The organism is Pedobacter nyackensis (assembly GCF_032678475.1).
GTDB classification, from domain to species: Bacteria; Bacteroidota; Bacteroidia; order Sphingobacteriales; family Sphingobacteriaceae; genus Pedobacter; species Pedobacter nyackensis_A.
Window position 1 is genome coordinate 219,423 of record NZ_JAVTSF010000003.1, and the last position, 18,586, is coordinate 238,008.

Annotated in this window: 16 protein-coding genes; 7 read left to right on the forward strand and 9 right to left on the reverse strand. The window is 36.8% G+C overall.

Annotated features, from left to right (window positions below; translation table 11 throughout):
• Positions 1–20: 20 nt before the first annotated feature.
• A complete protein-coding gene (locus R2Q84_RS11940; RefSeq protein ID WP_316816772.1) occupies positions 21–380 on the reverse strand; it encodes a TM2 domain-containing protein in 360 nt (119 codons plus the stop codon).
• Positions 373–705 carry a DUF2752 domain-containing protein gene (locus tag R2Q84_RS11945; protein ID WP_316816773.1) on the reverse strand — a complete coding sequence of 111 codons (333 nt, stop codon included), beginning with the start codon at positions 703–705 and terminating at the stop codon, positions 373–375. The genes R2Q84_RS11940 and R2Q84_RS11945 overlap by 8 nt, the downstream gene beginning before the upstream one ends.
• A gap of 187 nt (positions 706–892) precedes the next feature.
• Between R2Q84_RS11945 and mfd the strand changes: the two genes are divergently transcribed.
• Together mfd and R2Q84_RS11955 are read left to right on the forward strand one after the other, a co-directional pair.
• Entirely contained in the window at positions 893–4,234 is a 3,342-nt protein-coding gene (gene mfd / locus R2Q84_RS11950) for a transcription-repair coupling factor (protein WP_316816774.1), read from the forward strand.
• 10 nt (positions 4,235–4,244) lie between these two features.
• Entirely contained in the window at positions 4,245–4,466 is a 222-nt protein-coding gene (locus R2Q84_RS11955) for a DUF3820 family protein (RefSeq protein WP_316816775.1), read from the forward strand.
• Between the two features lie 216 nt (positions 4,467–4,682).
• Here R2Q84_RS11955 and R2Q84_RS11960 read toward each other — a convergent pair whose 3' ends face one another.
• Complete coding sequence (locus tag R2Q84_RS11960; RefSeq protein WP_316816776.1) at positions 4,683–5,492, reverse strand: phosphatidate cytidylyltransferase; 810 nt, start codon at positions 5,490–5,492, stop codon at positions 4,683–4,685.
• Positions 5,489–6,397, reverse strand: coding sequence for a CPBP family intramembrane glutamic endopeptidase (locus R2Q84_RS11965; RefSeq protein ID WP_316816777.1), 909 nt, complete (start codon positions 6,395–6,397; stop codon positions 5,489–5,491). The genes R2Q84_RS11960 and R2Q84_RS11965 overlap by 4 nt, the downstream gene beginning before the upstream one ends.
• A 54-nt stretch (positions 6,398–6,451) precedes the next feature.
• On the opposite strand from R2Q84_RS11965, the gene dusB reads away from it, so the two are divergent.
• Complete coding sequence (gene dusB, locus R2Q84_RS11970) at positions 6,452–7,459, forward strand: tRNA dihydrouridine synthase DusB (RefSeq protein WP_316816778.1); 1,008 nt, start codon at positions 6,452–6,454, stop codon at positions 7,457–7,459.
• A gap of 38 nt (positions 7,460–7,497) precedes the next feature.
• Entirely contained in the window at positions 7,498–7,884 is a 387-nt protein-coding gene (apaG, locus tag R2Q84_RS11975; RefSeq protein ID WP_316816779.1) for a Co2+/Mg2+ efflux protein ApaG, read from the forward strand.
• Position 7,885: 1 nt separating this feature from the next.
• Here apaG and R2Q84_RS11980 read toward each other — a convergent pair whose 3' ends face one another.
• Entirely contained in the window at positions 7,886–8,578 is a 693-nt protein-coding gene (locus R2Q84_RS11980) for a zinc metallopeptidase (protein ID WP_316816780.1), read from the reverse strand.
• A gap of 265 nt (positions 8,579–8,843) precedes the next feature.
• On the opposite strand from R2Q84_RS11980, the gene R2Q84_RS11985 reads away from it, so the two are divergent.
• On the forward strand, positions 8,844–10,142 hold the full coding sequence (locus tag R2Q84_RS11985) for a DNA recombination protein RmuC (RefSeq protein ID WP_410478422.1): 1,299 nt from the start codon (positions 8,844–8,846) through the stop codon (positions 10,140–10,142).
• Here R2Q84_RS11985 and thiL read toward each other — a convergent pair.
• Positions 10,137–11,177: a thiamine-phosphate kinase gene (gene thiL / locus R2Q84_RS11990; protein WP_316816782.1), complete on the reverse strand. Its 1,041-nt coding sequence runs from the start codon at positions 11,175–11,177 to the stop codon at positions 10,137–10,139. The genes R2Q84_RS11985 and thiL overlap by 6 nt on opposite strands.
• Before the next feature lie 44 nt (positions 11,178–11,221).
• Positions 11,222–12,214, reverse strand: a complete 993-nt coding sequence (gene nadA, locus R2Q84_RS11995; RefSeq protein WP_316816783.1) for a quinolinate synthase NadA — start codon at positions 12,212–12,214, stop codon at positions 11,222–11,224.
• Positions 12,215–12,816: 602 nt separating this feature from the next.
• Here nadA and nadB point away from each other — a divergent pair.
• Both nadB and R2Q84_RS12005 read left to right on the forward strand, forming a co-directional pair.
• Entirely contained in the window at positions 12,817–14,403 is a 1,587-nt protein-coding gene (gene nadB, locus R2Q84_RS12000) for an L-aspartate oxidase (RefSeq protein ID WP_316816784.1), read from the forward strand.
• Positions 14,404–14,406: 3 nt separating this feature from the next.
• Positions 14,407–14,916, forward strand: coding sequence for a gamma carbonic anhydrase family protein (locus R2Q84_RS12005; RefSeq protein ID WP_316816785.1), 510 nt, complete (start codon positions 14,407–14,409; stop codon positions 14,914–14,916).
• On the opposite strand, the gene R2Q84_RS12010 is transcribed toward R2Q84_RS12005, so the two are convergent.
• Together R2Q84_RS12010 and mnmG are read right to left on the reverse strand one after the other, a co-directional pair.
• The gene (locus R2Q84_RS12010; protein WP_316816786.1) at positions 14,917–16,545 is read right to left on the reverse strand and encodes an Ig-like domain-containing protein; all 1,629 of its coding nucleotides are present in this window, start codon (positions 16,543–16,545) and stop codon (positions 14,917–14,919) included.
• A 143-nt stretch (positions 16,546–16,688) separates the two neighbouring features.
• Complete coding sequence (gene mnmG, locus R2Q84_RS12015) at positions 16,689–18,551, reverse strand: tRNA uridine-5-carboxymethylaminomethyl(34) synthesis enzyme MnmG (protein WP_316816787.1); 1,863 nt, start codon at positions 18,549–18,551, stop codon at positions 16,689–16,691.
• Between the last annotated feature and the right edge of the window lie 35 nt (positions 18,552–18,586).

The window sequence follows — 18,586 nt, forward strand, 5'->3', positions numbered from 1 at the left end:
AAATATACAATAGATTTTAATTACTGTATATTACCCATTTTCACCAATTGCAAACTCTCAAAAACCATCTTTTGATTGTACTCATAAGCCAGGGTTTTGTGATTGATAAGGTCTATAATTGTCCCTATAAAACATAGCCCTGCTGTACAGAAGTATAAAATACCCATACCGATCTGTCCTACCAGGAATCTTGATAATCCGAACACGAAAAACCCAAGTATACAGTACAATATCATATCATCCGGATTTCTCCTTTTACCACTGTAAATCATCAAAAATCCCCTTAACTGTTGCTCGCTAAATCCTGTAGTTGCACTTTGCAAATAAGAAAATTCCTGCGGCGAAATGCCCGGCAGCGACATAAATGGTGAGTCAAACATATCTTTCCTCCTTATATTTTAGGTTTAATACCTTCCGGTTTTTAAAATTATTTTTAATCAAAATCACAATACGGTTTACAATAATCAGCAAAGCCGGTATGCCAAACCAATGTTCGTTTATGCTCAGTTTAAAATCACCTTGCAGCAAATGTCCTATCGACCTGCCTATTCCACAACCAGGGCACCAGCTAAAGCCCATATTGGCAAGCGGGCATAGTGTAAAATGTTGTTCAGTACTATGCACGTGTAGATCTGCAATTCCCAATAGCAGCAAGGCTACTATCCAGAAACACAGTTCAAAAGGTAGGCGCATTAACTTTTTCATCTTATGTCACTAAATTATTGTTCAATGTACATCATTAAGCTATTCAACACCATATAAATTGCTAAATATAAGTACTTCTTTCTATACAAATCGCCTGGCACAATCTTGTTTTAGCCTTTTTACCTTTAGATCAATAAGTTGAAACATTGTTACATTTAATGCCCCTCATAAATATTACATTTGTATTGTGAACATTCGCGACCTGATTAACAGATACAAAACAGATGACCGCATTGTCGCATTGGCAAAAGCCCTTAACGTGGGTAAAGGCTCCAAACTTCAGCTAAAAGGCTTAGTGGGGTCTGCCGATGCAACAGTTGCAGTGGCTACCTATTTTCTATTACATAAGCCCCAGTTATTTATTCTTCCAGATAGGGAAGAAGCTTCTTATTTCCTTGCCGACCTGGAAAGTATCCTGGATAAGGAAGTACTGCTTTTCCCTTCGTCATTCCGTAAAGCATTTGATTTTACGCAGGTAGATACCGCCAATGTATTGGCCAGGGCAGAAGTGCTAAACGAGCTGAACCATCACTCTGAATACGGAAAGATTGTGGTTTCTTATCCCGAAGCTATTGCAGAAAAGGTAATAGACCGAGCGGTATTGGAGAAAAATACCCTGGAAATTAGCTTAAATACAAAACTGGGTATCGATTTCATTAATGAATTCCTGATAGATTACGATTTTAACCGTACCGATTTTGTTTATGAACCGGGTCAGTTCTCCATTCGTGGGGGTATAGTTGATATATTTTCATTCTCTCATGATCTTCCTTACCGAATCGAATTCTTTGGGGATATTGTTGAAAGTATCCGCACATTCGAAATAGAAAGTCAGCTTTCTGTCGAAGATGTAAAAACACTTACTATCATCCCAAATGTCCAATCCAAATATCTGACAGAAAACAACATCAGTATCCTGGATTATATTGAAAAAGATACTCAACTGTGGTTTAAGGATGTAGAATTTACTTTAGACATCATAAAAAGCGGCTATAAAAAAGCCGTGGAACTCTGGAAAGCACTTCCAGCTAAAGAAAAACAAGAAAATCAGGATTGGATAGATCCGAAATTTGGTTTTACAGATGAGAAAATGCTAGGGGATATGCTGCATGATTTCGCACTGGTAGAATTTGGAAAGCAGTTTTTCTATAAAACAGATCATGTTTTTCAGTTCGAAACCAAACCTCAGCCATCTTTCAATAAAGATTTTAGCTTATTGATTCATAACCTCAAAGAGAATGAAAAGGAGGGCATACATAACTTCATTTTCAGTTCTTCTGTTAAACAAACCGAGCGTTTATATGCCATACTTGATGATATAGATAAATCGGCAAAGTTTACACCGGTAAATATTCCATTAAGGGAGGGATTTGTAGACGGACAGCAAAAACTTGCTTTTTATACCGACCATCAGATATTTGATCGCTTCTATAAATACAAACTTAAAAGAGGATATCAACGCAGTCAGGCTATTACCCTAAAAGAGTTAAGAGACCTTAAACCTGGTGATTTTGTAACCCATATTGATCATGGAATTGGAAAATACGCCGGTCTCGAAAAAGTAGAGGTAAACGGTAAAACACAGGAGATGATCCGGTTAGTCTATGCAGATAACGACCTGCTTTATGTAAATATCAACTCTTTAAACCGTATTGCAAAATATAGTGGTAAGGATGGTACAGCACCTAAAATGAACAAATTAGGTACTGAAGCCTGGGATAAACTAAAAAAAACTACTAAAAAAAAAGTTAAAGACATTGCCCGGGATCTGATTAAGCTTTATGCTTTAAGAAAATCTCAGGTAGGAACCGCATTTAGTCCGGATGGTTACCTGGAAACTGAATTAGAGGCTTCATTCATTTATGAAGATACCCCAGACCAGGAAAAAGCGACTGCCGATGTTAAAAAAGACATGGAAGCCCCGCATCCTATGGATAGACTGGTTTGTGGGGATGTCGGTTTTGGTAAAACGGAGATTGCCATCAGAGCTGCTTTTAAAGCCGTTGCAAACGGCAAACAAGCAGCTGTGTTAGTTCCGACAACTATCCTTGCACTTCAACATTTCAAGACTTTTTCAGGTCGTTTAAAAGACTTTCCCTGCACAGTTGATTATATCAATCGTTTCAAAACCAATAAACAGGTTAAAGAGACGCTTGCAAAACTAGCCGAAGGTAAAGTCGATATTGTAATAGGAACGCATCGTTTATTGAGCAAAGACGTAAAATTCAAAGATCTGGGCATCATGATTATTGATGAGGAACAGAAATTTGGGGTAACCTCAAAAGAAAAACTTAGGGCTTTACGAGTGAATGTGGATACGCTAACGCTTACAGCAACACCAATACCACGTACACTGCATTTCTCTTTAATGGGTGCCCGGGATTTGTCAATCATGAGTACCCCGCCACCAAACAGGCAGGCTGTAAATACAGAACTGCATGTTTTTAATGATAAACTAATTCAGGAAGCCGTACAGTTTGAATTAGACAGGGGCGGACAGGTTTTCTTTATTCATAACCGGGTTAATGATTTGCCGCAGTTAGGTGGATTAATTAAAACACTTGTGCCTAAAGCACGTATTGGTATCGCTCATGGTCAGCTTGATGGTGATCAGCTGGAAGATGTAATGCTTGATTTCATCAACGGGGAAAAAGATGTTTTGGTGGCTACAACGATCATAGAGGCCGGTCTGGATATTCCAAATGCCAATACGATCATCATCAACCATGCACATATGTTTGGTCTGAGCGACCTGCACCAGATGAGGGGCAGAGTAGGGCGTTCCAATAAAAAGGCTTTCTGCTATTTATTAAGCCCTCCTTTATCAACCCTAACTTCCGAAGCCCGCAAACGCCTTAGTGCAATAGAAGAGTTTTCAGACCTTGGGAGCGGCTTTAATATTGCGATGAGGGATTTAGACATCCGTGGCAGTGGAAACCTCTTAGGCGCAGAGCAAAGTGGCTTTATTGCTGAAATAGGTTTCGAAATGTATCATAAGATTTTGGATGAAGCCATTCAGGAGCTTAAAACTGACGAATTTAAGGATCTATTTAAAGATGAACCACTACGTCCGTTTGTTAATTTTACACAGGTAGATACCGACCTGGAATTGTACATTCCCGATGATTATGTAACCAATATTACCGAAAGATATAACCTGTATACTGAACTTTCAAAAATTGAAAATGAAACACAGTTAAAGGCTTTCGAACAGTCTCTTAAGGATCGTTTTGGTCCCGTACCTAAACCGGTTAAAACCATGCTGAATGTACTTAGACTACAATGGGTAGCCAAGAAACTGGCCTTTGAGAAATTGAGTTTTAAAAAGGGTATTCTACGTGGTTATTTCATTTCGGATAAACAATCGGCATTTTTTGATTCTTTAATGTTCAATAAAATATTGCATTTTGCCCAGATGCATCCACGTTTATGTAATCTGAAAGAAGTTAAAGATTCTTTACGCATTGCTTTTGATAACTTAAATACCGTTGATGAAGCCGTAGAAATGCTGGAAATGGTAGCCAACTAACCCCTAAATAATGAATCCACAACTATTACAAGACCTGGTTACCATGCAAATGCCTTTCGGAAAATACAAAGGCAGGATTATTTGCGATTTGCCCGAAACATACCTCGTTTGGTTTCATCAGGAAGGATTTCCCCCAGGTAAACTAGGGGAGATGATTGCCACACTTTACGAAATAAAACTAAACGGACTGGAGTACCTTCTGGAACCCCTAAAGAAAAACAGGAACAGATAGCCTGTATAGCTATAATAGGACAAGACATAATAGCATTTCACCGGCACATAACAAAATAGTGACTCCATAGTGAGTCCATGTTAAGTCCATAGCAAGTCCATGTTTTCACATAAAAACATGGATATAAACTGAAATTACTATTTAGTTAGTATGAAGTTATATTCAACGGAGATCAAACTGTTTATCTACGCCAATTCAACAATGATAAAATGATAGCTAATTAAGTATCAGATACAGGTATACGTAAACCATAGGTGCAGCCACTAAAAGTCCGTCAAAACGATCTAAAAAGCCTCCATGACCAGGTAATATATTACCTGAGTCTTTTACATTCAGACTTCTTTTGAGCATAGACTCAACCAGATCGCCTAACGTACCAAAAGAAACAACCAATACGGCCATTCCGGCAAATACAAATGGACTGATCTCTGTAAAGAATAAGGAAATGATATACGAAACGAGCACACTGGTAAACATACCTCCAAAGAAACCTTCCCAGGACTTTTTAGGGGAGTGTCGTTCAAATAAGCGCGTTTTACCGAATTTCATTCCAAACAGGTAAGCTCCGGTATCACTGGCCCAAAGCATCAGCAGAAAAGACAGTGGTAAATGAAAATTATATTCAGTATGATTTTGTATAAACCCTAAAGAATAAAAGAAACAAAATGGGATAATTACGTAAATAATACCTGCAAAAGTGTAGGAAATATTAGTAAAAGGGTTCTTTTCTTTTTTATACAATTCAGCTATGAAAACCAAAAAAGTCAGCGGTATAATCAGCAGTATAAATTTCTTTTCAAACTGCAGCAACTGATAGCCTGCAGTCATTAAGAATATTATTCCAGATAAAACTAAAGCAATATTTCTATGCGGTTTGATTCCTGCTGTTTTTATCATTCCGAAGAATTCAAACAAGGCAACAAGACTTAAAATAAGATAGAAAAAAGTAAATGTATAGCTGCCTAAAAAAATGGACCCCAGCATTACAATGGTAAAAAAGAAAGCAGTTATTGCTCTTGTTTTCATTCAGTTTGTTTTTTAAAATAGCGAAATAGCAAAACCGTTAATATTACACTAATAATATAACCATACCAGGCAATATTCATTGTTTTATCGGCTTCGGACAAAGGTATATTGTTTTTTTGCATATACCATGCCGCACATACAGCATATCCGTTATTTATAAAATGTCCGAATATGGCATACCATAAACTACCACTCCATATATACAGATAGCCAAAGGTTGCACCCAGCAATAAACGCGGGAAAAATCCATAAAACTGCATGTGGATTGCACTAAATATAAATGCAGACAACCAAATAGCAACATGGTGATTTTTAAACATACGTCCAAATGCACGCTGTAATCCTCCTCTAAACATCAATTCTTCAGCAATTGCGGGTAATATGGCAATCATCCCAATATTAATCAAGAATATACCTATATGATCCATTTTAAGTAATGCAACAGTAGTTTTCATTCCTTGTTCTTCGGCTGCTTTCATCCATTTTTCAATAGATTTAAATGATTCTGGTAATACCATTTTCTGATTCAGTTGGGTCACCCATTCCAAAATAGGCATAGAACATATCATTAACAACATAACGATAAATAATAAATGGGTAGTTGGCTTTTTAAAACCATAAAATACAGTTGTTTTCTGCCCCTCAACCTTTGCGAGGAACAAGGCAGGAACAAGAAAAAGTCCGATTTGTTGAGTTGTCAATAATATTCTTTGTGCCGCCAAATAATAGGAACTAGTACTTGATAACCAGTTCAAATCCGAAAAAATACTGCCACCATATTGTAAATATACCAGGGCAAATCCGATGATGGAAAATAGAAAAAGACCTATCAGCGCATAAAAACCCAACATCAGTAGTTGTAAAAAGGGACTGTTTTCTTGTCTGGAATTTTGAATAGAGTTCATTATTTGTATAATTTGTACCTTTGTACCGCTAATTTTGGCAATGAAGATAGAGAAATGTCTGTAAAGATAGGAAATATTGATTTGGGAGAATTCCCTTTATTACTTGCTCCAATGGAAGATGTGAGTGATCCGCCTTTTCGTTTTGTTTGTAAACAAAGTGGGGTAGATATGATGTATACAGAGTTTATTTCATCAGAAGGATTGATCAGGGATGCTGCAAAAAGCAGGGCTAAACTTGATATTTTCGAATACGAAAGACCCATTGGAATACAAATATTCGGCAGTGAAATTGATCATATGCGTGAAGCTACAGAAATAGCTACACTTGCAGGTCCTGATTTAATGGATATTAACTATGGTTGCCCAGTTAAACAGGTAGCCTGTAGAGGGGCTGGTTCAGCATTGTTACAAGATATAGATAAGATGGTTAAAATGACTGAAGCGGTTGTTAAAGCTACTCATCTACCTGTAACAGTAAAAACAAGGCTGGGCTGGGATGATACTACAAAAAATGTGGAAGAAGTTGCAGAACGCTTACAGGATATTGGTATACAGGCTTTAACTATTCATGGTCGTACCAGGGCCCAATTGTATAAAGGATCAGCAGATTGGACACTTATCAGAGAAATTAAACGTAACCCAAGAATCAAAATTCCAATTTTTGGAAATGGAGATGTTGACAGCATCCAGAAAGCAGCAGACTGGCGACTGGAATATGAAGTAGATGGCATCATGATTGGCAGGGCAGCAATTGGATATCCATGGATATTCAGAGAAATAAGACACTTTTTCAATACTGGCGAGATCTTAGCGGGACCAACTATTGAAGAACGTGTAGCGGTCTGCAGAACACATTTTGAGAAATCTATTGCCTGGAAAGGGCCAAGGGTTGGAATTTTTGAAATGAGAAGGCATTATGCCAATTATTTTAAAGGTATTCCCGACTTTAAAACCTACAGAATGCAGTTGGTTAAAGAAGAAAACATTGATACTATACATAGTATTTTAGACGAAATAGCTGATAAATATCAACATCTTTGCCCAAGTGGCGAAATGGCTTGATTTTTGAAAAGTAAATATTAAACAAAGTAAAAGTTAAAATGGTAACAGCTATCACGTTAGGAGTTAAAATTTCCGTTGAAACGACTTATCAGGATGAACATTCTAATCCTGCAAATGAACATTTTATGTTTGCTTACCGCATTACGATTGAAAATTTAACTGATTATACTGTACAACTTAAAAGAAGGCAGTGGTTTATTTTTGATTCAAATGGCATCCAAAGAGAAGTTGAAGGTGAGGGAGTGGTTGGAGAACAACCCATTATCGAGCCAGGAGAAAGTCATTCTTATGTTTCTGCCTGCAATTTAAATACAGATATAGGTAGTATGAGTGGCAATTATCTGATGCACCGTTTAGCGGATGACAAAGATTTCATTGTTGCTATTCCAGAATTCGAATTGATTGTTCCTTACCGCTTGAATTAAGCTATTTATTTCTACCAAAAAGAATGGAAGCATAGTAGAACAGGTTTGCCAGTGAGCCCAGTGCGGCAACTACATAAGTCATAGCAGCCCACCAAAGCGCATCCTTAGCCTGAACATGCTCTTCATTGGTATATAATACTTCTTTGTTATTTTTCAACCACAATAGAGCTCTTTTACTGGCATCAAACTCTACGGGAAGAGTTATTATACTAAATATGGTAATTAAGGTAAGCCCCAGTACGCCAATCCCCAATACAATCGGATTAAAAGTAAAAGCTATTAATAAAACACCTATAATCAGTACCCACTGTAATAGGTTAGACGTAATACTTACCACAGGAACCATATTGGAACGTAACTGCAACCAATGGTATGATCTGGCATGCTGAACAGCATGTCCACACTCATGGGCAGCAACAGCAGCAGCAGCTACACTACGCCCGTAAAAAACGTCTGTACTTAAATTAACAGTCTTGTCTTCGGGGTTATAATGATCAGATAAAGCTTTATCTGTACTCATTACCTTGACATCAAAAATTCCATTGTCGTGTAACATTTTCTCTGCTACTTCCCTTCCCGAAAATCCAGAATTCAACTGCATCTCTGCATATTTTGAAAATCTGTTCCTAAACCTCCACTGCACAAACATGCTAATAATCAGTATCGGAATGATCAATGAAATATAAGTTCCCATTTTATATAATGATTGTGTTCCCTTTTGGAATGCATCAAAAAGCGTTCCTTTTTTGTTTAAAACGATTATAAATCATTTTTAAGCAGGTATTTAGTGTCTTAATTCAACTGCGTAACATATTATTTCGTTAATTTAAAATATGCCTTCCCCTACCATATGATCACTAAAGTATAAACTGGTAGTAAATAGTATGCACTTGATAATTCCATAGATTTTAATCACTTTTGATAAAAATATTAGTATGGAAGCTTTTTTAGTCCCCTTAATGATCATAATATTAGTACTAATTATTGTACTATATTTCAAAAAACCTGTAGGTAATCATGATTCCGCAATCCTGTTGGAATTGAAGGAACAGGAACATCAAAAGGCGTTAAACTGGTTAAAAGAGGAAAAGTTAAGACTTGAAGATGAGTTGAACGATTTACGAGCCATTTTTATGGAAGAACGTAGTAAGGTGGTCAAGGCAGAAGAGACTTTACAGGCACAACAGCAAAAACATATTGAACAGGAAAAATATATTCAGGAACTTCAGCAACGGTTCAAACTTGAATTTGAAAATATAGCTAACAAGGTTCTGGAAGAAAAAACAGAAAAGTTTACGCTACAAAACCGCACAAATCTGGATATTATCTTAAATCCGCTAAAAGAGAATATTAAGGCTTTTGAAGAAAAAGTGGATAAAGTGTACAAAGCCGAATCGGATGAGCGGAACATCTTAAAAGGGGTAATTTCCCAATTGATGGATCAAAGCAAGCAAATCCAGGAAGATGCCAATAATTTGACCAAAGCATTAAAAGGCGATAATAAGAAGCAAGGAAATTGGGGAGAAGTCATTCTGGAACGTGTTTTAGAACGTTCAGGTTTAATCAGGGATAGAGAGTACAGGATACAAACCAATTTAAGCTCATCTGAAGGCTCCAGGATGCATCCGGATGTTATTATTGACCTTCCGGACGATAAACATATAGTAATCGATTCTAAGGTATCTTTAATGGCTTATGAACGATTGGTTACAGCAGACAATGATGAGGATAGGGAATTACATTTAAAACAGCACCTGGTATCAATAAAAAATCACATACAGGGTTTATCAGGAAAAAATTACCATGATCTGTATCAGATCAATTCTCCTGATTTTGTTTTGTTATTCATTCCAATTGAGTCTTCATTCGGAATTGCTGTACAAAAAGACGCTGAACTTTTCAATTATGCATGGGATCGAAGAGTGGTTATTGTAAGCCCTTCCACACTTCTCGCTACTTTACGAACTATCGCCAGTATCTGGAAACAGGAAAGACAAAACAGAAATGTCCTGGAAATTGCCCGGTTAAGTGGCAGTATGTATGATAAATTTGTAGGTTTCTTAGCGGATATGGAGGGAATAGGACGTAATATAAAACTAAGTCAAGACGCTTACGACAAAGCACTTAACAAGTTATCCACAGGTTCAGGTAACCTTTCAAATACATCTGAGAAGATCAAAAAATTAGGTGCCAAAGCAACTAAGCAAATTGACACCAAATTTTTAGATCCTGTTTTATCTGCTGAAGACGAATTATAACTTAAAGGCATTCCAGCCCTGAGCTTTTAATTCGTGTACCACATTTGATTTTGAAATCATCTTACAGCCTGCATTTTTTTCTGTGATATGTCCGATGATACTGATGTCTACATCATGTTTTAATTTCTCATAATCAGCTTGTTTTATGGTAAATAGCAGTTCATAATCTTCACCACCATTTAATGCACAAACTGTTGGATCAAGACCTAATTCCCTTGCCGTTTCATAAGTCATAGGATCAATAGGTAACTTATCTTCATACAAAGTGACACCTTTTTCAGATTGCTGACAGATATGTAAAATCTCTGATGCCAAACCATCAGAAACATCAATCATAGAAGTAGGAATAATATCCATTTGTACCAGCAAATCAACAATATCACGTCTTCCTTCAGGTTTCAGCTGACGCTCTATGATATAGTCTTTTCCATCCAGATCAGGCTGTATATTAGGATTTTCCAAAAATATCTGTTTTTCTCTTTCTAAGATCTGCAAGCCAACATAAGCGCCGCCCAAATCACCTGATACACATACAAGATCACCTTCCTGCGCGCCATTTCTATAACAAACACTTCCTTTTTCAGCATGACCAATACTGGTTACACTAATTACCAGCCCCTGTTTGCTTGAAGAGGTGTCACCACCAATTAAATCTATATTAAATTTATCACAAGCGAGTTGTATGCCTTTATAAATTTCTTCAACTGCTTCCAGTGGAAATTTACTCGATAAACCAATAGAAACTGTAATCTGAGTCGCAATACCATTCATTGCATAAATGTCGCTTAGATTAACCTGAACAGCTTTATATCCCAAATGCATCAGCGGTACGTAGGCCAGATCAAAATGAATTCCTTCCAACAATAAATCTGTTGAAATTAACACCTCTTTATTTTCAAAATTCAACACGGCAGCATCGTCACCAATTCCTTTGATGCTACTTTCGTGTTTCACCTTAAAATTATCAGTAAGGTGTTTGATCAATCCAAATTCACCCAATTCCGCAATATCAGTACGCTCTTTATTTTCAAACATTATCTTATTCTTTTACAGTAAATTAACACAGTTATCCACATCGTTTATAACCCTAAACTGGCCGATATTTCCAACATTCTTTCAATTGGTTTACGGGCCTGTACAATAATATCAGCAGGCACAGTAACTTCAGGTAAACCATTTTTTATACACAAATACAGCTTTTCTAGCGTATTTCTTTTCATATATGGACAATCATTACAGGCACAACTGTTGTTTGGGGGCGCCGGAATGAAAGTTTTGAGTGGATTAGCTTTCTCCATTTGATGAATGATCCCACTTTCTGTTGCTACAATGAATTCCTGAGCGTCGTTATTGATAGAATATTTCAATAATCCCGTAGTAGAGCCAATGTAATCGGCCATTTCCAGCACTGCTTCTTCGCATTCCGGGTGCGCAATAAACTTAGCATTAGGATGACGTTCCTTTAACTTAGTTATTTTTTCTCTGGAGAAAATTTCGTGCACCATGCAAGCGCCATTCCATAGCACCAAATCCCGACCCGTTTTTTTAGCAACCCATGCACCTAAATTTTTGTCCGGACCAAAAATTATTTTTTGATCCTTCGGTAAACTCTCTACAATTTGAACTGCATTTGTTGAAGTACAAACAATATCGCTTAATGCTTTCAATTCAGCTGTACAGTTCACGTAAGTGATGACCAGGTGATCTGGATATTTTTCTTTAAATTTCTTAAATAAGTGCGGAGGACAGCTGTCTGCCAGTGAGCAACCTGCTTTTAAATCAGGCAATAATACCGTTTTTTCAGGAGAAAGTATTTTAGCTGTTTCGGCCATAAAATGCACGCCAGCAAAAACGATTACATCAGCTTCTGTCTTGGCAGCTTCCTGGGAAAGTCCCAAACTATCACCAATATAGTCTGCAATATCCTGTATATCAGGCTCCTGGTAGTAATGTGCCAAAACTATGGCATTTTTTTCCTTTTTTAATTTTTCAATCTCTTCAAAGAGGTCCAGCGTTGGATCAATATGCTCTTCGATATATCCTTTTCTGTTTAATTCGGCTAAGGTGTCCATTTTCTCTTTTTATTTTATCCAATTTTTTAATGCGTACTCCACAGGTTTATTGAACTTATCAACTTTAATGTTTTCTCTGCGAAAATAATTCATTCAGTTTTTAAGATTTTGTAAAGGTACCAGTTTCAACACTTCAATAAATTATAATTATTTTAATATAAATAGATTTCTATTGTTTATTAGTCTGTTGATATTGTTTGTAAATATCATTTTTTTGTGCTGATAAATGAGTTATTAGTAATTTACTAACATTTAGATTACATTTTTATTCAAAATATTGACTGATTTACAACGAGATATTTTTCTGGCCATATTTTTATCAATACCAATATGTTTATTGTTAGTTTGTGTGTAAAAAGTTAATAAACTACCCGAACCTGCTTAAAAATAGTGTAAAATATTGTGGCAAATTCTCTTTTTAGCTTAGCTTTAAACATTCAAAAATATTTGTTCTGTTTCTATAGACATGTAATTAACATTAATATCAACGTTGTTAACAACTAGAGAATAATTGTACAGTTACAAGTATTTTTTTATAAATAGGTGGGGTGTTAATAGGGCTTATTTTTCCTTATAATAAATTGAAATACAATAGTATACGAATGAGAGAAGCAGATTTTTTAGTTATAGGATCGGGGATTGCTGGTTTGAGTTTTGCTTTAAAAGCAGCTCAACATGGAAAGGTGTTAATTGTTACTAAATCAAACGAGGATGAGTCGAATACAAAGTATGCCCAGGGTGGTGTAGCTGTAGTAGTTGATAAAGATGATTCCTTTGAAAAACATATAGAAGATACGCTTATTGCGGGTGATGGATTATGTGATAAAAATATAGTGGAAATCGTTGTAAAAGAGGGACCTCAGCGCATTCAGGAAATTATCGATTATGGTATTAATTTCGATAAGGACCGTACGGGTGTTTATGACCTGGCAAAGGAGGGAGGCCACTCAGAACATCGTGTTTTACATTATAAAGATGTAACAGGATATGAAATTGAAAGCGTTTTATTGAGGCAAATTCATCAAAATAAGAACATAGAGATATTAACACATTACTTTTGTTTGGAGTTAATTACGCAACATCATCTGGGTGAGCATGTGGATAAGAGTTCTGAAGATATCCACTGTTATGGCATATATGCTTTTAATACAGAGCTTAACGATGTGGAAAAGATCTTAGCACCTGTGACTATCATGGCTTCTGGAGGGGCGGGACATGTATATTCAAGTACAACAAATCCGGTTATTGCGACGGGAGATGGAATGGCGATGGTGTATCGTGCTAAAGGAAAAGTACGTAATATGGAGTTTATTCAGTTCCATCCGACGGCCTTGTATAACCCTGGAGAGTATCCAGCGTTTTTGATTTCTGAAGCTGTAAGGGGTTTTGGGGGTGTTTTAAGAAGGAAAAACGGAGACGAATTTATGTACGAATACGACTCCAGAGGTTCTTTAGCCCCCCGAGATATAGTGGCCAGGGCAATAGATGCAGAGATGAAAAAGTCTGGAGAAGACTTCGTTTATCTGGATATAAGGAATAGAAAGAAAGCCGATATTTTAGCTCATTTTCCTAATATATATGCGAAGTGTCTGTCTATAGGTATTGATATGACCAAAGATCTTATTCCTGTTACGCCTGCAGCGCATTATATGTGTGGGGGTATAATGGTTGATGAATACGGAAGATCATCTATTAAAAATCTTTATGCTTGCGGAGAATGTTCGTCAACAGGTTTGCATGGTGCAAACAGATTGGCTTCTAATTCGTTACTGGAGGCACCTGTATTTGCCCATAGAATCTACGAGGATGCTGTTAAAGCATTTAAAAAAAGTATAATTCCATCAGATATACCTGAATGGAATGCAAATGGTGTTACCCAGTCAGATGAAGATATCCTGGTTACGCATAACCTTCGTGAAACACAAAAATTGATGAGTGATTATGTAGGTATTGTTCGCTCTGATTTTAGGCTGGAACGAGCGATGAGAAGGTTATTTTTGTTACACGAGGAGACCGAGGAATTCTATAAATTGAATAAAGTTTCTGTGAAATTATGTGAATTGAGGAATGTTATTCAAGTTGCTTTTTTAATAATTAAGGCAGCGAAAGTTAGAAAAGAAAGCAGGGGACTTCATTATACAACTGACTATCCAAATCATTCGGCACAGTTAACAGATACAATTTTTTAAGATATGGCAGTAATATTACCAGTTAAGGACAAAAGCCCCAAATGGGGAAGTGATTGCTTTATAGCACCAAATGCGACTATTGTAGGTGATGTTTTAATGGGAAATAACTGCTCAGTCTGGTTTAATGCCGTTATACGTGGTGATGTAAATAGCATTACTATTGGCAATGAAACCAATATTCAGGATGGGGCTGTAATCCATGCAACATATCTTAAAGCGTCAACAATTATAGGAAACAGAGTTTCAATAGGGCATAATGCAATCGTACATGGTTGTATTCTAAAAGACCACATTTTAGTAGGAATGGGGGCAATTATAATGGATAATGCCCTGGTTGAAGAGTATTGTATTATCGCAGCGGGATCGGTTGTGCTTGAAAATACACGTTGTGAAAGTGGTTATATTTATGCTGGTACACCGGCAAAAAAAATAAAGCCCATTACTGAAGAGCAACGGGCTTTATTAAATAAGCTACCTGATAATTATATCATGTATGCGGATTGGTTTCGGTAATTATTCCTTAGGAATAGTTATCGTTTCATTTCGTTCCCAGTTAGCTCTGATAGAAAGTTCTTTGGGTTCGTTCCATATTTTTTCCGGTTGTAGGCCAAGACTTACATTTCCTGTGTCCCATTTACCATTTTTGTTGGTATCGTAACTTATTCGTATCCAGTATTTTCCTGCTCTGTAATTTACAAATTTTACAGTGGTATCACGGGTTACAACAATGGTATTTACTACACCTTTGGCCTCATTAAGTACGTCGAGAACATAGCTTTTTTTGAATTCAGGAGGAACTATTTTTACAATTAAAGTTCCGTAATCGTCCTTACTTGCCAATTCGAATACCTTGGTAAATTCTTTGTTTTTAGTATTAAAAATAGCAGTAAATGCAGCAGCACCGAACTTGATATCATAGCTCTTTTTTTGCTTCCAGGGATACCTTAAATAGTAGCTCAGGAAGTCAGCACTGTCTTTTACAAGGGTAAAGTTTTTGCGTTCTACAGAGTCTTCCAGAAGCGTTATTTTGGCTATATCAGTACTTTCAATAGGAAAGTTAAAAGTTAGTTTTAATGGCTTATTAGGATTAAGCATTCTACCTTCGAGATTATCAGTAGCACTTAATACCCTGGTATAAGTTTCTTTTTTTCCTCTCGTAAAGTTCACTGTTTGCAACAGCTTAGCATTATCTTTAATAGCTATTTTGGTGGAATCAAAACTTAGATCTTTGAGCCAAACGCGTAAAGAGTCATTGTTTTTACTAAATTTTATAAGCTTTGTGGCATCTAATGCTGGCGGATCTGTAACTGTAACTTCAGGTTTAATCAATTTTTGATTAAAGGATAATGTAATACTTCCATCAGTATTCAGTCTTTTATCTACTATCCGAAATATTGTTGCATCTTCCTTAAATATACTTAAGTTTATAGTATCCAGCACTTTATCTAGTACAATAGAATCTTTTAAAAAGCCTATTTCGTCGGTTGCCTGCTGGTAAATTCTGTCACCATTTTTTTCCTTGAGTGCATAAATTTTGTAGGTATCTTTTCTCAGGTTATTTAAGGCATAATTACCGCTACTATCAGTTGTAGTAAAGATAGAAGGCTTGTATTTGCCAAATAGTGTATCTCTGTTTAGGGGCAGTATAAATACTACAGCATCGAGCTCAGGTAATCCTGTAATAGAATTGATTACTTTACCTTTGATACTTAAGGAATCAAGTTGTGGACCTGTAGAAAACACGTAAGTAAGATTTTTGACTACGTTGCCTTCATTTACATCTACAACTGACTTTCCGAAATTAAGGGTGTAGGTTGTATTTTTTTCTAAAGTATCCTGTATACTTACTTCCAGTTTTTTGCCTTTTGGTTTTAAGATAGGAGGGAGTGCCATTTCCGGAGATACAGAAAACTCCTTGAATTCGTTTTGTAATTTAAAATACTCATCGAATTCAATTATAATTTTTGGCGCAGTAAAATTGACCGTCAAATTTTTAGGTGTCATCTTTAAAATCTTCGGAGGTTCAGTATCTCTTGGACCTCCCTGAGGTTGTTGAATACTGGCACAGGCATAAAATGCCATACTTACGAAAAGAAGTGCAATGAAATTTGTAAAATTTTCGGTGATTCGTTTTTTAGCCATTTATGTACGCTGTATTTGATTTATATGTGTTTTTAACCAATATCATTCAAAAGTTTTAAAAATGTCTTAAAACGCATTTAAATGCTTTGATTTTTTATTGTTATAGTGCTTGGTTAATTTATTATAAATCAATTGTTTATATACTATTTGCTCATATGAACCATTAAAACTGAGATATCCGAAGGTGAAACACCGGAAATTCGAGATGCCTGCCCCAGAGTTCTTGGTTTTATCTTTAATAATTTTTCTCTTGCTTCTTTTGATAGAGATATTAGTTGAGAATAATCAAAATTAGGATTAATGTCTTTATCTTCCATTTTCTGCATTTTATTTACAATTTCCTGCTCTTTTTCAAAATAGCTCTCATATTTGATTTTGATTTCAGCTTGCTCAATAGTTTCCTTGTCAAACTGATTCAGTAGCTCGTTAAAAGGTTGACTTACTTTTCGAACATCATTTATCCCAACTTGTGGTCTGCCGAGTAAACTAACGATTTTAACATTTTGATTTAGCGGAGTGGTGCCAAGCTCTTCGAGCATTGTATTTGCACTACTCATTTCTATACCTTGTTTTTTTGAGAAGGCTACTATTGCGTCTGAGTTTTCAATCTTTTTATTAACGATGTCCATTCGCTCTTCACTGATCAAACCTAGTGTATGACCAATAGGGGAGAGTCGGATATCTGCATTATCCTGACGTAATAGTAAACGATGTTCGGCTCTTGAAGTGAACATTCTGTAGGGCTCTTCGGTTCCTTTTGTAACCAGATCGTCTATCAAAACACCTATATATGACTCTGATCTTTTCATGATGAGTTCATGTTTGTCAAATACCTTTTGATGTGCATTGATTCCAGCTATAAACCCTTGACTAGCAGCCTCTTCGTATCCTGTTGTGCCATTAATCTGACCAGCAAAGAACAAGTTGCTGATTAATTTGGTTTCGAGGGTTAATGATAGTTGCGTAGGTGGAAAATAGTCGTATTCTATGGCATATCCAGGTCTAAACATCTTGGCATTTTCGAAGCCTGGTATCTGTGTTAGAGCACGATATTGTACATCTTCAGGTAGGGAAGTGGAGAACCCATTGACGTAGATTTCACATGTATTCCAGCCCTCTGGTTCTACAAATATCTGGTGTCTTTCGCGTTCAGCGAAGCGATTTATTTTATCTTCAATGGACGGACAATACCTGGGACCAAGACCTTTAATCCGCCCTGTGAACATGGGCGATTTTTCAAATCCTTCCTTTAAAGTTTCGTGAACATTTGCATTGGTATAGGTGATCCAGCAACAGCGTTGTTCTTTTGGAAGCTCAACATTGGTATAGGAAAAACGACCGGGATTCTCATCTCCCCATTGCTCTTCCATTAAGTTGTAATTTAACGAACGACCATCAACGCGGGGTGGGGTACCTGTCTTCATTCTGCCCGCTTCAAAGCCTAGTTCTGTAAGTTGTTCGGTTAAGCCGGTTGCAGCCTTTTCTCCTGTTCTACCTCCACCAAATTTCTTCTCTCCGATATGGATAAGACCATTCAAAAATGTACCATTTGTAAGTACTACTGATTTGGCTTTTATCTCTACACCGATGGAAGTTTTTACGCCAACTACGGTATTGTTTTTAATGATGAGGCTGCCTACCATGTCTTGCCAGAAGTCTACATTTGGTGTGTGCTCCAGGGCTAGTCTCCATTCTTCCGCAAATCTTTTTCTATCATTTTGTGCTCTTGGGCTCCACATCGCTGGACCTTTAGAAAGGTTGAGCATGCGGAATTGCAGTGTGGTTTTATCACTAATGATCCCGGAGTAGCCACCCATTGCATCTATTTCACGAACAATTTGACCCTTGGCTACGCCGCCCATAGCGGGGTTGCAACTCATCTGTGCAATGGTTTCCATGTTCATTGTGATCAGCAGAACAGCAGAGCCCAGGTTCGCTGCAGCGGCTGCAGCTTCACAACCTGCGTGGCCTGCGCCTACAACGATTACATCATATTCTTTAAACATTTCGTCTTGTTATTAGTTAGTGTTTCACGTGGAAC

Bases quoted from the DNA above. Each gene is read 5' to 3' on its own strand.
- R2Q84_RS11940 (WP_316816772.1), bottom strand. From the start codon at position 380: ATGTTTGACTCACCATTTATGTCGCTGCCGGGCATTTCGCCGCAGGAA.
- R2Q84_RS11945 (WP_316816773.1), bottom strand. From the start codon at position 705: ATGAAAAAGTTAATGCGCCTACCTTTTGAACTGTGTTTCTGGATAGTA.
- R2Q84_RS11955 (WP_316816775.1), top strand. From the start codon at position 4,245: ATGAATCCACAACTATTACAAGACCTGGTTACCATGCAAATGCCTTTC.
- R2Q84_RS11960 (WP_316816776.1), bottom strand. From the start codon at position 5,492: ATGAAAACAAGAGCAATAACTGCTTTCTTTTTTACCATTGTAATGCTG.
- R2Q84_RS11965 (WP_316816777.1), bottom strand. From the start codon at position 6,397: ATGAACTCTATTCAAAATTCCAGACAAGAAAACAGTCCCTTTTTACAA.
- dusB (WP_316816778.1), top strand. From the start codon at position 6,452: ATGTCTGTAAAGATAGGAAATATTGATTTGGGAGAATTCCCTTTATTA.
- apaG (WP_316816779.1), top strand. From the start codon at position 7,498: ATGGTAACAGCTATCACGTTAGGAGTTAAAATTTCCGTTGAAACGACT.
- R2Q84_RS11980 (WP_316816780.1), bottom strand. From the start codon at position 8,578: ATGGGAACTTATATTTCATTGATCATTCCGATACTGATTATTAGCATG.
- R2Q84_RS11985 (WP_410478422.1), top strand. From the start codon at position 8,844: ATGATCATAATATTAGTACTAATTATTGTACTATATTTCAAAAAACCT.
- thiL (WP_316816782.1), bottom strand. From the start codon at position 11,177: ATGTTTGAAAATAAAGAGCGTACTGATATTGCGGAATTGGGTGAATTT.
- nadA (WP_316816783.1), bottom strand. From the start codon at position 12,214: ATGGACACCTTAGCCGAATTAAACAGAAAAGGATATATCGAAGAGCAT.
- nadB (WP_316816784.1), top strand. From the start codon at position 12,817: ATGAGAGAAGCAGATTTTTTAGTTATAGGATCGGGGATTGCTGGTTTG.
- R2Q84_RS12005 (WP_316816785.1), top strand. From the start codon at position 14,407: ATGGCAGTAATATTACCAGTTAAGGACAAAAGCCCCAAATGGGGAAGT.
- R2Q84_RS12010 (WP_316816786.1), bottom strand. From the start codon at position 16,545: ATGGCTAAAAAACGAATCACCGAAAATTTTACAAATTTCATTGCACTT.
- mnmG (WP_316816787.1), bottom strand. From the start codon at position 18,551: ATGTTTAAAGAATATGATGTAATCGTTGTAGGCGCAGGCCACGCAGGT.